Origin of the sequence: Leucobacter sp. cx-328 (genome assembly GCF_014530035.1) — a bacterium.
In the GTDB taxonomy this organism is placed as follows: domain Bacteria; phylum Actinomycetota; class Actinomycetes; order Actinomycetales; family Microbacteriaceae; genus Leucobacter.
Genome location: NZ_JACVMX010000004.1, coordinates 90,554 through 105,830, shown reverse-complemented (window position 1 = coordinate 105,830; position 15,277 = coordinate 90,554). Strand labels below are relative to the sequence as shown.

Sequence of the window (15,277 nt, the reverse complement as noted above, 5' to 3'; positions counted from 1 at the left end):
GACAAAAGCTACCAAGGAGAACAACTTTGCTCGAAGGTACGAGTTTCAATGAACTGCAGATCCGTCTGGCGACCGCCGACGACATCCGCAGCTGGTCCCACGGCGAGGTCAAGAAGCCTGAGACCATCAACTACCGCACCCTGAAGCCCGAGAAGGACGGTCTGTTCGGTGAGCAGATCTTCGGTCCTTCGCGTGACTGGGAATGCGCGTGTGGCAAGTACAAGCGTGTCCGTTACAAGGGCATCGTTTGTGAGCGTTGTGGCGTAGAGGTCACCAAGTCGAGCGTTCGTCGTGAGCGCATGGGGCACATCGAGCTTGCAGCTCCTGTTACCCACATTTGGTACTTCAAGGGTGTTCCGAGTCGTCTCGGTTACCTCCTCGACATGGCTCCGAAGGACCTCGAGAAGGTCATCTACTTCGCTGCGTACATGGTCATCGATATCGATGAAGAGGGCCGTCACGAAGACCTTGCAGAGCTCGAGGCAGAGCTTCGCGACGAGCTGCGTACACTCGCAGATCAGCGCGATATTGCTATCTCGAAGCGTATGCAGCAGTCGGAGACTGACCTTGCAGCACTCGAAGCTGAGGGTGCGAAGGCTGATCAGCGCCGTCGCGCCGAGCAGTCGGCTGAGAAGGACATGACCCTTATCCGTAAGGGCTTCGACGAGGACATCGCTCGCCTTGAGCGCGTCTGGGAAGAGTTCCGCAACCTCAAGGTTGGCGATCTCCGCGCTGAAGACGCTGTCTTCATCGAGCTCATGGACCGCTACGGCGATTACTTCGACGCTTTCATGGGTGCAGAAGCAATCAAGAAGCGCCTTGAAGCATTCGACCTCGCCGCTGAGAGCGAGCTGCTCCACCTCCAGATCGCTGAGGGCAAGGGTCAGAAGAAGATCCGCGCCATCAAGCGCCTGAAGGTTGTCAACTCGTTCCTGCAGACTGGCGCAAGCCCCGCTGCAATGGTGCTCGACGTCGTCCCGGTTATCCCGCCCGAGCTGCGTCCGATGGTGCAGCTTGACGGTGGCCGCTTCGCGACCTCGGATCTCAACGATCTGTACCGCCGCGTGATCAACCGCAACAACCGTCTGCGCCGCCTCCTTGACCTCGGTGCTCCCGAGATCATCGTGAACAACGAGAAGCGCATGCTTCAGGAAGCCGTTGACGCACTGTTCGATAACGGCCGTCGTGGTCGCCCCGTTACCGGTACCGGTAACCGTGCGCTCAAGTCGCTTTCGGACATGCTCAAGGGCAAGCAGGGTCGTTTCCGTCAGAACCTGCTCGGCAAGCGAGTTGACTACTCGGGCCGTTCGGTTATTGTCGTTGGCCCGCAGCTGAAGCTGCACCAGTGTGGTCTGCCCAAGCAGATGGCACTCGAGCTCTTCAAGCCGTTCGTGATCAAGCGCCTGATGGATCTGTCACACGCACAGAACGTCAAGGCTGCAAAGCGTATGGTCGAGCGCGCGCGCTCGGAGGTCTGGGACGTACTCGAGGAGATCATCCGCGAGCGTCCGGTTCTGCTGAACCGCGCACCGACCCTGCACCGCCTCGGCATCCAGGCGTTCGAGCCGCAGCTCGTTGAGGGCAAGGCAATCCAGCTTCACCCGCTCGTGTGTGCAGCGTTCAACGCTGACTTCGACGGTGACCAGATGGCTGTTCACCTGCCCCTCTCGGTAGAGGCACAGGCTGAGGCACGCGTCCTCATGCTTGCATCGAACAACATCCTGAAGCCTTCGGACGGCCGTCCGGTTGCTCTGCCTTCGCAGGATATGATCATCGGTCTGCACCACCTCACCACCCTCAAGCCGAAGGCTGTGGGCGCTGGTCGTGCGTTCGGTACCATCTCCGAGGCAATCCTTGCTATGGACGAGGGCACCCTCGACCTCGGCGCTCCCGTCAAGCTCCGCCTCATCGGTTACACCGATGCGTCGGGCGTGACTATGGAGAAGCCGACCTTGGTTGAGACCACGCTTGGTCGTGCGATCTTCAATGAGGCCCTTCCCGCGAACTACCCGTACTTCGAGCGCGTTGCTGACAAGGGCGCACTCTCGGGTCTCGTGAATGACCTCGCTGAGCGCTACCCCAAGACCGAGGTTGCCGCGACTCTGGACCGCATCAAGGATGCAGGCTTCCACTGGGCATCGCGCTCGGGTGTCACCGTTGCACTGTCTGACGTCATCACGCCGTCGAACAAGGCAGAGATTATCGCAGGTCACGAGAAGCGCGCCGCAAAGGTTCAGCGCGACTACGACCTCGGTATGATCAGCAACGCTGACCGTCACAAGGCACTCACCGACATCTGGACCGAGGCTACCGATGAGGTTGCTCAGGCAATGCGCGACGCATTCCCCGAGGACAACACGGTCTTCCGCATGGTCTCGTCGGGTGCACGTGGTAACTGGCTGCAGATCCGTAACATCGCGGGTATGCGTGGCCTGGTGTCGAACCCGAAGGGTGAGATTATTCCTCGCCCGATTATCAACTCGTACCGTGAGGGCCTGTCGGTTGCGGAGTACTTCATCGCGACCCACGGTGCACGTAAGGGTCTTGCTGATACCGCTCTCCGTACCGCTGACTCGGGCTACCTGACCCGTCGTCTCGTCGACGTTTCGCAGGATGTCATCATCCGCGAAGAAGACTGTGGCACGAAGAAGGGTCTCGACCTCGCAATCGCAGAGGCAGACGCAAACGGCGTCCTCGTCCGTGACGAGAACGTTGAGAACTCGGTCTACGCACGTACCCTTGCAACCGATGCACTTGCAGAAGACGGCGCTGTCGTCCTCGCAGGTGGCTCGGACGTGGGCGACGTCGCAATCGAGCAGCTCGTTGCAGCTGGCGTCACCGAGATTAAGGTACGTTCGGTTCTGACCTGTGAGTCGGCAGTTGGCGTTTGTGCAACCTGCTACGGCCGTTCGCTTGCGACCGGTCAGCGCGTCGACATCGGCGAGGCAGTCGGCATTATCGCTGCACAGTCGATTGGCGAGCCCGGTACTCAGCTGACCATGCGTACGTTCCACACCGGTGGTTCGGCATCGGCAGCAGATATCACCCAGGGTCTGCCCCGTGTCCAAGAGCTCTTCGAGGCACGTACCCCCAAGGGTGCATCGCCGATCGCAGAGGCTGCAGGCCGCATCGCTATCGAGGACACCGAGAAGTCGCGTCGCGTACTGCTCACTCCTGACGATGGCACCGAGGTCAAGGCATACCCCGTTCTGAAGCGTGCAACCCTGCTCGTTGCAGACGGCGATCACGTCGAGCTCGGCCAGCCGTTCCTCGCAGGTACCCTTGACCCCAAGGACATCCTGCAGGTTGGTTCGACCCAGAACGGCAAGCACATCCCCGGTGAGCGTGCGGTCCAGAAGTACCTCGTTGAGGGTGTTCAGGGCGTCTACCGTTCGCAGGGCGTGCCGATCCACGATAAGCACATCGAGGTCATCGTTCGCCAGATGCTCCGCAAGGTCACCGTCGTCGATCACGGCGACACCGAGCTCCTCCCTGGAGCGCTCGTTGACCGTGCAAGCTACCAGCGCATCAACCGCGAGGCGCTCATCGAGGGCAAGCGTGCGGCTACCGCACGTCCCGAGGTCATGGGTATCACCAAGGCGTCGCTCGCAACCGAGTCGTGGCTGTCGGCTGCTTCGTTCCAGGAGACCACTCGCGTCCTCACCCAGGCAGCGATGGAGGGATCGAAGGATCCGCTCGTCGGCCTGAAGGAGAACGTCATCATCGGTAAGCTCATCCCGGCTGGTACCGGCCTGAGCACCTACCGCGATGTCGACGTTGAGCCGACTGAAGAGGCAAAGGCAGAACGTTACCCGAACCGCGTATTCGCTGGCGAGGGCACGTTCGATGAGAACGATTTCTCGTTCGTTGATTTCGACAGCTTCACCTCTGACGAGTTCAACCCCGGTAACTTCAGCTAAGAAGTTCTAGATGACGGCCCCGGTCCGCTGCGCACGCAGTGACCGGGGCCGTTCTCGTTTTTTGGTAACGCTACGGCGCGCTGATCGCGGAATGCCGGTTGGTCAGAGTACGGTATTTGCCATATCACCGTGCCCGCATTTGTGCGTGGTGCGATCCCCACCAGTGAGGAGCACCGATGACTGAGAACGAGAAGCCGAACCCCGGCGCACCCGTTGCAGAGGACGTCGTCGAAGAGAACCAGGTTCTTGAGGCAGTCCAGCGCGCACGTGCGGTTGCCACTGAGGAATCGGCAGATCAGTCACTTGCAGCATCCGTCACGCCGGTTGATGCGTCAACCGATCGTGTTTCGGCGGATCCGCAGACGCCCCTCACGGTAGACGAGGTTGAACTTCGACGTCGTGAAGAGCTTTCCGAGGTTGCAACTGAAATGGACTTGCCGCGCGCAGATGACGCGTCAACCGCCGGTGTGGTGTCCGCGTCGGCAGCTACCTCTGTGATGCCTGAGGTGGTCGAGGTCGAAGAACTGCCGAGTGCCGCTGCGGAAGCGGACGTGGCGGATCCCGAAGCTATGACGATCTCCGAGCGCGACGGGGAGATCCGCATCAGTGCAGAGCACCCCATGGCTGCCCTGTACATGCAGACCCCGATGCCGCCAGATCTGCGTGGTAACCGCGGCGTAGGTGTGCTCATTTCACTTGTCGCCATGGTTGGTTTCGGTCTGGTGCTCACGGGCGTGTATGCAGCCTGGCAAGCGCCGCAGTTCCCGCCCTCGACGTACCTGAGTGAGGGCCTTCTCCCGCTGCTGCAGAACTGGGGCTTCGAGGCTGCAGTCTTCGGATTCTTCGCTGCTCTTGCATTGCTCGTGTTGATCGTCGGCCGTGCTGGCTGGTGGGCATACATTGTCTTTGGCGTCTTCGTTGGCGTTGCGACTTGGCTTGCGGCAACTGCAGGCGCTGCGTTGTACGCACGCTTCGGTCTCGGTATTGGGATTGGCACAGATCCGTTCGCCATTATTGAGCAGTACGGATTTACTATGCCGGCGATTGCCGCGGGTATCGTGGCCCGTGAAGTTACTGTCTGGTTCGGTGCGTGGATTGGTTTCCGTGGTCGCCGCGTGCGCAACCGTAACGCAGAGCTGCTTGACGAATACGACGTCGCCCTCGCAGAGGTGAACTCAAAGTAGTGATGGCACCTCAACCAAGACGCGGCGTGACCCGTGGATACGTCCGCGGGCTCATTGCCGCGTGTTTGGTTGTCGCCGTGGCGCTGCTCGTCGCGGTGTGGGGGTTCACGAGCTTGCTCGGATCCGCATCCCCGGTGCAGACGGAAAGCGTGCCGCGGTGGCTCGCACCCGTGCTTGTCGCAATTGCGCTCGTGGTGCTCGCTGCAGCAATGTGGCAACAGGCGCTCGCGCTATTGCGAGGGCGAGTGACGCCTGCATGGACGACGATGTTCGTTGGGTCGCTGCTCGCGTATCTTGTGTGGTGCCTCGGGGGCACACTAGGCAGGCTGCAGATCGAGGAGACCTGGCTCAGCGTTTACGCATGGGTGCTCGTGCCCATCTGGTTCGTGTCATGCCTTGCGTTCTGGGCTGTGCTCGTGCGCAGGGTCTACACCGAGTTGCCACCGCCTCGTTGGCCGTGGGAACGAGACGAGCGGGCAGAATGAATTCCCGCACCGTTGAGCAAGATGTCACTGATGCCATCGCCGCCTGGCTCCGCTGGGTCCCGAAATGGGCCCCGCCGGTACACAAGGGTCGCGCGCGCATTTGCCGACGGTGCATTGGCTCCCCGCTGATTACGGCAGCGGGCATTCCCGATTCCACGCCCCACCAGGTGACGCACGCACTCGTCGCGCGTATGCAGAAGATCATTGATCGTCGTGTCGATGAGTTTACCGAGGCGGCATTGCCGGCGCTGTATGCCGAGCTTCAGGGTGCTGAAGAATGGTCAGCTCCGCGTTACGATCCGCTCGCTGGGCTTGACCCAGAGTTTGATGGCGTCGATCCTGACCCGGAGCCCGGAGATGACGGCCAGCCATTCCTCTTCACCATGGGAGAACTCGCTGAGCAAGACCGGGGGAGCGTAGCGCTTCCGCGGCCCCCAATGACTCGCGAAGAGCGCGACGCGCTGCGGCAGGAGCTGGTCGTTGCGGATCGCGTCGCCGTCGATACCGGCAACGCAGTTTGCGCCGCGCTCGTGACACACCGACCCGATGTTCGGGGCGCAATCGCGAGGTTTGTTGAGCCGCAGGTTGAGGCGCTGCTCGAAGAGCTGGCAAAGCACCTAGAACCGCCCGCCTAACGCCGCGGAATCTTGCGAATCTGACCAATCGCCCGTAAAGTGGAACGAGGTGTGTACCGCCGTTATTCGCATGCTCGCATGCGGACGAGGGTGGCGCACACTGTGGGTCCCTCATCTCGTCCGAGATGAAACCCCCACGGCATAGCTGCACTCAGCCTCTTATGATCCACTTTTGTGGGCCAGGAGGGGCAGCAGCTCAGTGCTTGTGCAAGCAAGTACGCATGCTCAACCATGTGAAGCATTCCTGTCACCGTGCAGGACTAACTAGGAGAATCAGTGCCTACTATTCAGCAGCTGGTTCGCAAGGGCCGGACGCCGAAGGTCTCGAAGACCAAGGCGCCCGCTCTGAAGGCGAACCCTCAGCAGCGCGGCGTGTGCACCCGTGTGTACACCACCACCCCTAAGAAGCCGAACTCGGCGATGCGTAAGGTCGCTCGTGTGAAGCTTTCGAACGGTACCGAGGTAACTGCGTACATCCCCGGTGAGGGCCACAACCTCCAGGAGCACTCGATGGTGCTCGTTCGCGGTGGTCGTGTTAAGGACCTCCCCGGTGTTCGTTACAAGATCGTGCGCGGCGCGCTCGACACGCAGGCGGTCAAGGATCGCCAGCAGGCTCGTAGCCGCTACGGTGCAAAGAAGGTGAAGTAATGCCTCGTAAAGGTCCCGCTCCTAAGCGTCCCGTCGTCGCCGATCCGGTATACGGCGCACCGATCGTAAGCCAGCTCGTCAACAAGATTCTTGTTGACGGCAAGAAGGGTCTCGCAGAGCGCATCGTTTACGGTGCACTCGAGACCGTCGCAGAGAAGAGCGGCCAGGATGCCGTGACCGTACTCAAGAAGGCGCTCGACAACGTGCGTCCCACCCTTGAGGTACGTTCGCGTCGTGTTGGCGGCTCGACCTACCAGGTGCCCGTTGAGGTAAAGCCGCACCGTGCGAACACCCTCGCACTGCGTTGGCTCACCAGCTACGCAAAGGCTCGTCGTGAGAACACGATGACCGAGCGTCTCACCAACGAGATCCTCGACGCATCGAATGGCCTCGGCGCCGCTGTAAAGCGTCGTGAGGACACTCACAAGATGGCTGAGTCGAACCGCGCGTTCGCTCACTACCGCTGGTAATCAGCAGGTAGCACCCAGGTGGCGGATCGGTGCCTCACCGGCCCGATCCGCCACCTGCGGAGCGAACCGCTCCCGCACTTTCGAACGTTCATCCCCACCCGGAGGAGACCCCTGTGGCACAAGACGTGCTCACGGACCTGAACAAGGTCCGCAACATCGGCATCATGGCTCACATCGATGCTGGCAAGACCACCACGACCGAGCGCATCCTGTTCTACACGGGTGTGAACCACAAGCTGGGCGAGACCCACGACGGCGGCGCGACCACTGACTGGATGGAGCAGGAGAAGGAGCGCGGCATCACGATTACGTCGGCCGCTGTTACCTGCTTCTGGAACAAGAACCAGATCAACATCATTGACACCCCGGGTCACGTCGACTTCACCGTCGAGGTGGAGCGTTCGCTCCGCGTTCTCGATGGCGCTGTTGCAGTGTTCGACGGTAAGGAGGGCGTTGAGCCCCAGTCGGAGACCGTTTGGCGTCAGGCTGACAAGTACGGCGTTCCCCGCATCTGCTTCGTCAACAAGATGGACAAGATGGGCGCTGATTTCTACTTCACCGTAGACACCATCGTCAGCCGCCTCGGTGCGAAGCCGCTCGTTATGCAGCTCCCCATCGGTTCGGAGAGCGACTTCGTTGGCGTTGTCGACCTCCTTTCGATGAAGGCATTCGTTTGGGAAGGCGACGCTAAGGGCGACGTTACCCTCGGTGCAAACTACGAGACTCGCGAGATCCCCGCTGACCTCCAGGCAAAGGCTGAAGAGTACCGCCTGAAGATCGTTGAGACCGCCGCAGAGACTGATGACGCACTCCTCGAGAAGTTCTTCGGTGGCGAAGACCTCACCATCGATGAGATCAAGGGCGGCATCCGCAAGCTTGTTGTGAACAACGAGCTGTACCCCGTGTACTGTGGCTCGGCGTTCAAGAACCGTGGCATCCAGCCCGTGCTCGACGCAGTTGTGGACTTCCTCCCCAACCCGCTCGACATCGGTGCTATCGAAGCTCACGATCCCCGCGACGAGACGATCGTTATCCCCCGTAAGCCTCAGGCAGACGAGCCCTTCTCGGCTCTCGCCTTCAAGGTTGCAGTTCACCCGTTCTTCGGTCGTCTGACCTACGTTCGCGTGTACTCGGGCCAGCTTGACTCCGGTGCTCAGGTCGTGAACTCGACCAAGGGCAAGAAGGAGCGCATCGGCAAGATCTTCCAGATGCACGCCAACAAGGAAAACCCCGTAGATAACCTCACCGCAGGTAACATCTACGCGGTTATTGGCCTCAAGGACACCACGACCGGTGACACCCTTTGCGATCCCGCAAACCAGGTGGTTCTCGAGTCGATGACCTTCCCTGAGCCCGTCATCGAGGTCGCTATTGAGCCTAAGACCAAGGGTGACCAGGAGAAGCTCGGCACGGCTATCCAGAAGCTTGCCGAAGAGGACCCCACGTTCCGCGTGAGCCTCAACGCTGAGACCGGCCAGACCGTTATCGCGGGTATGGGCGAGCTCCACCTCGACATTCTTGTTGACCGCATGAAGCGCGAATTCAAGGTTGAGGCTAACGTGGGCAAGCCCCAGGTTGCGTACCGCGAGACCATCCGCAAGACGGTTGAGAAGTACGACTACACTCACAAGAAGCAGACCGGTGGTTCGGGTCAGTTCGCAAAGGTCCAGATCGCTATCGCTCCTCTCGATGCAGAGGAAAACAGCGACAAGATCTACGAGTTCGAAGACAAGGTCACCGGCGGCCGTATTCCCCGCGAGTACATTCCTTCGGTCAACGCTGGTATCCAGGATGCAATGCAGTACGGCATCCTCGCTGGCTTCCCCGTTGTCAATGTCAAGGCAACCCTGCTTGACGGCGCTTACCACGACGTTGACTCGTCGGAGATGGCGTTCAAGATTGCTGGCTCGATCGCGTTCAAGGAAGCAGCTCGCATGGCTCAGCCCGTGCTGCTTGAGCCGATGATGGCAGTTGAGGTTCGTACTCCTGAGGAGTACATGGGCGATGTTATCGGCGACCTCAACTCGCGTCGTGGCCAGATCCAGTCGATGGAAGATGCGAGTGGCGTGAAGGTTATCCGCGCGCTTGTTCCGCTTTCAGAGATGTTCGGGTACATCGGTGACCTCCGGTCGAAGACCAGTGGTCGTGCCGTGTTCTCGATGACCTTCGACTCCTACGCTGAGGTGCCGAAGGCAGTAGCCGAAGAGATCGTTCAGAAGGCTAAGGGCGAGTAACTCTCGCCTGTGATCAGGGGCGAGTAAGAAACTCGCCCCTGATCTACGGCTCAGGTCGCGCTGAGCGCCCAGAGCTTGTAACATAAACACATAAACCTGTACCCGGAGCCTCCGAAACCGTCGGAGGAGCTCTGTGTACTACGTCCTGAGGAGGACCATAGTGGCGAAGGCCAAGTTCGAGCGGACCAAGCCGCACGTTAACATCGGAACCATCGGTCACGTTGACCACGGTAAGACCACTCTTACCGCTGCGATCTCGAAGACCCTTGCTGACAAGTTCCCTTCGGAGACCAACGTTCAGCGCGACTTCGCAACGATCGACTCGGCTCCCGAGGAGCGCCAGCGCGGCATCACCATCAACATCTCGCACGTTGAGTACGAGACCCCGAAGCGTCACTACGCTCACGTTGATGCACCCGGCCACGCCGACTACATCAAGAACATGATCACCGGTGCTGCTCAGATGGACGGCGCGATCCTCGTGGTTGCTGCTACTGACGGCATGATGGCTCAGACCAAGGAGCACATCCTCCTTGCAAAGCAGGTCGGCGTTCCTTACCTCCTCGTTGCACTGAACAAGTGCGACCAGGTTGAGGACGAAGAGATGCTTGAGCTCGTCGAGATGGAGGTCCGTGAGGAGCTCTCGAAGCAGGGTTACCCCGGAGACGACGTCCCCGTCGTCCGCGTTTCGGGCTACCAGGCACTCCAGGGTGACGAGAAGTGGGCTAACTCGATCGTTGAGCTCATGGAAGCTGTCGACGAGAACATCCCCGACCCCGTACGTGACAAGGACAAGCCGTTCCTTATGCCCGTCGAGGACGTCTTCACGATCACCGGTCGTGGCACCGTCGTTACCGGCCGTGCAGAGCGTGGCACCCTGAAGATCAACTCTGAGGTCGAGATCGTTGGCCTGCGTCCCACGCAGAAGACCACCGTTACCGGTATCGAGATGTTCCACAAGCAGCTCGACGAGGCTTGGGCTGGCGAGAACTGTGGCCTCCTCCTCCGCGGCACCAAGCGTGAAGACGTTGAGCGCGGCCAGGTTGTTGTTGCACCCGGTTCGATCACCCCTCACACCAAGTTCGAGGGCACCGCTTACATCCTCAAGAAGGATGAGGGCGGCCGTCACAACCCGTTCGAGACGAACTACCGTCCCCAGTTCTACTTCCGTACGACTGACGTGACCGGTGTTATCACCCTTCCCGAGGACAAGCCGATGGTTATGCCCGGCGATACCACTGACATGGTTGTTGAGCTGATCCAGCCCATCGCTATGGAAGAGGGCCTCGGCTTCGCTATCCGTGAGGGTGGCCGCACCGTTGGTGCAGGCACCGTCACCAAGATCGTCGAGTAATTTCACTCTGACTGATTGACAAAACCCCCGAGAGGCTCGCCTCTCGGGGGTTTTGCTTTGTCTGAGCGGTAGAGTTGATGAATAGGCATCGGCCTAACTGTCGAATCGAAAAGGGGTGCGTGTGCGCGAAACGCCAACCGGTCGTATGACACATTTTCTTCGGACGTATGGAGTGTTGTTCCTGTGTGATGCACTCGCCTGGGCAATTGCAATCATTGCTGCCCTCGTGCTCCGATTTGATTTTCAGTTCGAACGTATCCACTGGGGTTGGACAAGCGCGCTGATTGCTGTGGCTGTCTTGCTGCAGCTCATCGGTGGTTGGGCGTTCTGGTTGTACCGAAATCGCTATGAGGTCGGCAGCTTTGATGAGGTGCGCGCGCTCGTCTTCTGCGTGACCGCGGTGATGGTTGTCTCTTGGACATTCGGGTATTGGGTGGGCTACGGCAACGGGATCCCGCGCAGTACTGTGATCATTGCAGCCCCGATCACGTTCAGCATTATGGGCGTGAGCCGATACTTCGTTCGTCTGCACGCTGAACGAAGCCTGAAGCCAGGCGCACGCGCGGAGAAGGTGCTCTTGTATGGTGCCGGCTACCTCGGTGTCCAGACTGCAAAGCGCTTGCTGACCGATGCGAAAGCCTCATACCTTCCCGTCGGCTTCGTTGATGATGACCCGACAAAGCGGCATCAGGTTGTGCGAGGCGTTGGGGTCCTAGCGACACTAGACGAACTCGGTAAGGCCGTGAAGCAGACGGGAGCGACGACGCTTATGGTCTGCATCGGTGATGCAGATGCTGCGATGCTCCGTCGCGTAGACGACGCAGCTGATCGCTACGGCCTGAATGTGCTTGTGCTTCCGCCGCTTGATCAGATCTTGAACAACTCTGCTTCAATTTCAAACGTGCGTGAACTCTCCATTGAAGACCTCATCGGTCGTCACCCGGTACGCCTGAATGCTTCGCCAATTGCGAAGTACATCCAGGGAAAGCGGGTTCTCGTAACGGGGGCCGGCGGTTCAATCGGTTCGGAAATTTGCCGTCAGCTGGTTGCCTTCGCTCCCGGCGAGCTCATCATGCTCGACCGAGATGAGACTGCACTGCAGGAGGCGCAGCTCTCCATCAGCGGGCATGGCCTGCTCGACACGAATGATGTAGTACTTGCAGATATTCGCGATGCGGAAGCTCTCACGGCGATCATGCTCGAGCGCAAGCCAGATGTCGTGTTTCATGCTGCTGCGCTCAAGCACCTCCCGATGCTTGAGCAGTATCCAGATGAGGCTTGGAAGACAAACGTGCTCGGCACACTGAACGTGCTCCGCGCGGCGCAGGCTGCTGACGTCGGTACTTTCGTGAATATCTCGACCGACAAGGCAGCGAACCCGACAAGCGTGCTTGGACATTCGAAGCGCGTGGCTGAGAAGCTGACTGGCTGGATGGCACAGGAAACCGGCAAGCGTTACCTGTCTGTCCGCTTTGGCAACGTGCTCGGTAGTCGGGGTTCGATGTTGCCAACGTTCCGCAAGCTCATTGAAGCTGGTGGGCCGCTCACCGTCACGCACCCGGAGGTCACTCGTTTCTTCATGACCATTCCCGAGGCCTCGCAGCTCGTGCTGCAGGCTGGCGGTATTGGCCGTCCAGGTGAAGTCCTCATTCTTGACATGGGCGAACCCGTCAGCATTCTCGATGTTGCGAAGCGCATGATTGCGCAGTCGGGCAAGCAGGTCGAGATCGTATTCACTGGGCTTCGCCATGGGGAAAAGATGCATGAGATCCTTGTTGCAGATGGTGAGGGGGACTCACGCCCATTCCATCCCAAGATTTCGCATGCCCACGTTGGTGTGCTCGACCCCATGAACCTTGATCATGAAGGCTGGGTGGCACGCATGTCGTTGACCTCGGCCGCAGAAGAACGAGTGCAATGACCTTCGCCGGATCCGCCGCCATCGCAGCAGCCACCACGCTCGTCCTCTCGCTCCTGTTGCCCTTCGCGGTGAAACCAATGCTCATGAAGCTTGGAATCATGGACGTTCCGAACGCGCGTTCTTCGCACGTCCGACCGGTCTTGCGTGGGCTCGGCCTTGCGGTGCTCATTGCGATGGCAGCCGGGTATGGGGTTGGGCTGATTTCGCAGGGCGCGGATCACCCAGGCTGGTATTCACTTCTCGTCATCGGCCTTGGCGCGGTGTTGAGTGGTCTGCTCGGCCTTCGGGAGGACCTGAAGGGCCTGAGTGTTCCCGTGCGCAGCGCGGTCTTGCTTGCGATCGCTGCTGGCTCAGCGATTGCATTGGTCACCTCCGCAGAACGCTCCGGGGGAGTGGCCTTCACCTGGGTGGCAGGAATGCCTGTAACTGACGTGTCAATGGTGACGCTCGTAATTCTGGTCATCTATGCAGTGCTCTTTATTTCGAGTTACATCAACGTCGCGAACTTTGTTGATGGGCTCAACGGCATAAGCGGGTTCCACGGGGTGATTGCCGGTCTCGCATTTGCGGCGGCAGGCGCGATTGTAGGTGAGTGGTGGCTCACCGTGAGTGGTGGTGTGCTTGCCGCTGGTTATGCGGGATTCTTGCCATGGAACTTCAGTAAGACCGGTGCGTTTCTCGGTGACGTCGGGAGCTACCTGCTTGGTGGCGCCACTGCAGTGACGAGCTTTGCTGCGTTGCTTGCTGGGGTTCCGTTACTCGCGACCATCGGTCCGATGATTATCTGCTTTGGGGATGTTGGCGTCACGCTCGTGAAGCGGGTGCGGGCTGGCAAAAAGTGGGATGAACCCCACAAGGAGCACGTTTACCAGCGGATTCAGCAGCTTGGCTACACGCACGCGCAGGCATCCGGTATCGCTGCACTGTGCTCGCTGGTAGCCGCAGGCCTCGGCCTGATTTCGTGCTTTACCGGCCTCCTTGGCACAGCGCTTCTGCTCATCGCTGGCATCGCTGTTTTGGGTGTATATCTCGCCCTTCCCAAACTGCTCCCTGCGCGCTGACAAGCGCATGGTGGCGCGGATCCTGAGGATCTCCTGAAGGCTTGCGACACACGACACGCCCGGGTTGCATTCATTGCGTGCGGCGTGCGAGAATATACAGGTTCAGTACTTCTTGGTTATTCAAGAATCACTGCCTGGCTGTGTGTAGGCACCTCAACTAATTGAGGCGAAGCGCCGTAGGGAGCGAACAAGACTTGTAAGGCCCGTCATCACTTTGGTGAGAGCGGTGCGTTGCGAGGCCACATGTTGAGTGTGGTTTTGACAGGTGAACAGAGACCCAGCACGCACAGCGTTGAAAGACGCCGTATTGCCAGGGCGCTGGTACGCAAGACGTCCAATGCTTAGGGCTTGCCCTGAGTACGACGCAAGTAGAAAGTAGAGAGTCACATGGCGGGACAAAAGATCCGCATTCGACTGAAGTCGTATGACCACGAGGTCATCGACAGCTCCGCTCGGAAGATCGTTGATACGGTCACCCGTGCAGGCGCAACTGTTATCGGCCCCGTGCCGCTCCCCACTGAGAAGAACGTGATCGCTGTTATCCGTTCGCCTCACAAGTACAAGGACAGCCGCGAGCACTTCGAGAAGCGCACGCACAAGCGTCTGATCGACATCGTCGATCCCACGCCCAAGGCCGTCGATTCGCTCATGCGTCTCGATCTTCCGGCCGATGTCAACATCGAGATCAAGCTCTAAGGGGGGATCGATTCATGACTGCAGTACGTAACGTGAAGGGTCTCCTGGGCACCAAGCTCGGTATGACTCAGGTCTGGGACGAGAACGGCAACGTTGTTCCTGTGACCGTAATCGAGGTAGCACCTAACGTTGTTACCCAGATCCGCACCCCGGAGCTCGACGGCTACAGCGCGATTCAGATCGCAGCTGGCCAGATTGACCCCCGCAAGGTAAACAAGCCTTCGGCTGGTCACTTCGAGAAGGCAGGCGTCACGCCTCGCCGTCACCTCACTGAGATCCGCACTGCGGATGCAGCTGAGTACGCTCTCGGCCAGGAGCTCACCATCGATGCAACCTTCACCACCGGTCAGAAGATCGACGTTGTAGGTACTTCGAAGGGTAAGGGCTTCGCGGGCACCATGAAGCGCCACAACTTCTCTGGCGTTGGCGCATCGCACGGTCAGCACCGTAACCACCGTAAGCCCGGTTCTGTCGGCGGCGCTGCGACCCCTGGTCGCGTGTTCAAGGGTCAGAAGATGGCCGGCCGTATGGGTGGCGACCGTGTCACCGTCCAGAACCTTACGGTTCAGGCGATCGACGCTGAAAAGGGTCTCATCCTCGTTAAGGGTGCTGTTCCCGGTGCAAGCGGTCGTCTCGTATTCGTCCGCAACGCAGTGAAGGGGGCGTAGT

The 15,277-nt window shown here is 59.7% G+C and carries 12 protein-coding genes; all 12 read left to right on the top strand.

What is annotated here, in order from left to right:
• The first annotated feature begins 26 nt into the window (after nt 1-26).
• The 12 genes from ICL81_RS07285 to rplC all read left to right on the top strand — a co-directional run bounded on the left by ICL81_RS07285 (nt 27) and on the right by rplC (nt 15,276).
• The gene (locus tag ICL81_RS07285; RefSeq protein WP_188034247.1) at nt 27-3,920 is read left to right on the top strand and encodes a DNA-directed RNA polymerase subunit beta'; all 3,894 of its coding nucleotides are present in this window, start codon (nt 27-29) and stop codon (nt 3,918-3,920) included.
• Between the two features lie 176 nt (nt 3,921-4,096).
• Complete coding sequence (locus ICL81_RS07280; RefSeq protein WP_188034246.1) at nt 4,097-5,104, top strand: hypothetical protein; 1,008 nt, start codon at nt 4,097-4,099, stop codon at nt 5,102-5,104.
• 26 nt (nt 5,105-5,130) lie between these two features.
• Nucleotides 5,131-5,589: a hypothetical protein gene (locus ICL81_RS07275; protein WP_353055460.1), complete on the top strand. Its 459-nt coding sequence runs from the start codon at nt 5,131-5,133 to the stop codon at nt 5,587-5,589.
• A complete protein-coding gene (locus ICL81_RS07270; protein ID WP_188034244.1) occupies nt 5,586-6,224 on the top strand; it encodes a spermidine/putrescine ABC transporter substrate-binding protein in 639 nt (212 codons plus the stop codon). The genes ICL81_RS07275 and ICL81_RS07270 overlap by 4 nt, the downstream gene beginning before the upstream one ends.
• 276 nt (nt 6,225-6,500) lie before the next feature.
• Nucleotides 6,501-6,872 carry a 30S ribosomal protein S12 gene (rpsL, locus tag ICL81_RS07265; protein WP_046456180.1) on the top strand — a complete coding sequence of 124 codons (372 nt, stop codon included), beginning with the start codon at nt 6,501-6,503 and terminating at the stop codon, nt 6,870-6,872.
• Nucleotides 6,872-7,342 carry a 30S ribosomal protein S7 gene (gene rpsG / locus ICL81_RS07260; protein ID WP_188023852.1) on the top strand — a complete coding sequence of 157 codons (471 nt, stop codon included), beginning with the start codon at nt 6,872-6,874 and terminating at the stop codon, nt 7,340-7,342. The genes rpsL and rpsG overlap by 1 nt, the downstream gene beginning before the upstream one ends.
• 113 nt (nt 7,343-7,455) lie before the next feature.
• Nucleotides 7,456-9,576 carry an elongation factor G gene (gene fusA, locus ICL81_RS07255; RefSeq protein WP_188034243.1) on the top strand — a complete coding sequence of 707 codons (2,121 nt, stop codon included), beginning with the start codon at nt 7,456-7,458 and terminating at the stop codon, nt 9,574-9,576.
• 160 nt (nt 9,577-9,736) lie between these two features.
• Complete coding sequence (tuf, locus tag ICL81_RS07250; RefSeq protein ID WP_188023850.1) at nt 9,737-10,930, top strand: elongation factor Tu; 1,194 nt, start codon at nt 9,737-9,739, stop codon at nt 10,928-10,930.
• A gap of 121 nt (nt 10,931-11,051) precedes the next feature.
• On the top strand, nt 11,052-12,851 hold the full coding sequence (locus ICL81_RS07245; RefSeq protein WP_353055459.1) for a nucleoside-diphosphate sugar epimerase/dehydratase: 1,800 nt from the start codon (nt 11,052-11,054) through the stop codon (nt 12,849-12,851).
• Complete coding sequence (locus tag ICL81_RS07240) at nt 12,848-13,912, top strand: UDP-phosphate alpha-N-acetyl-D-fucosaminephosphotransferase (protein WP_188034242.1); 1,065 nt, start codon at nt 12,848-12,850, stop codon at nt 13,910-13,912. Before ICL81_RS07245 ends, ICL81_RS07240 begins: the two co-directional genes overlap by 4 nt.
• 387 nt (nt 13,913-14,299) lie before the next feature.
• Complete coding sequence (gene rpsJ / locus ICL81_RS07235) at nt 14,300-14,608, top strand: 30S ribosomal protein S10 (protein WP_010156393.1); 309 nt, start codon at nt 14,300-14,302, stop codon at nt 14,606-14,608.
• 14 nt (nt 14,609-14,622) lie between these two features.
• Nucleotides 14,623-15,276 carry a 50S ribosomal protein L3 gene (rplC, locus tag ICL81_RS07230; protein ID WP_188023848.1) on the top strand — a complete coding sequence of 218 codons (654 nt, stop codon included), beginning with the start codon at nt 14,623-14,625 and terminating at the stop codon, nt 15,274-15,276.
• The last annotated feature ends 1 nt before the right edge of the window (nt 15,277 follow it).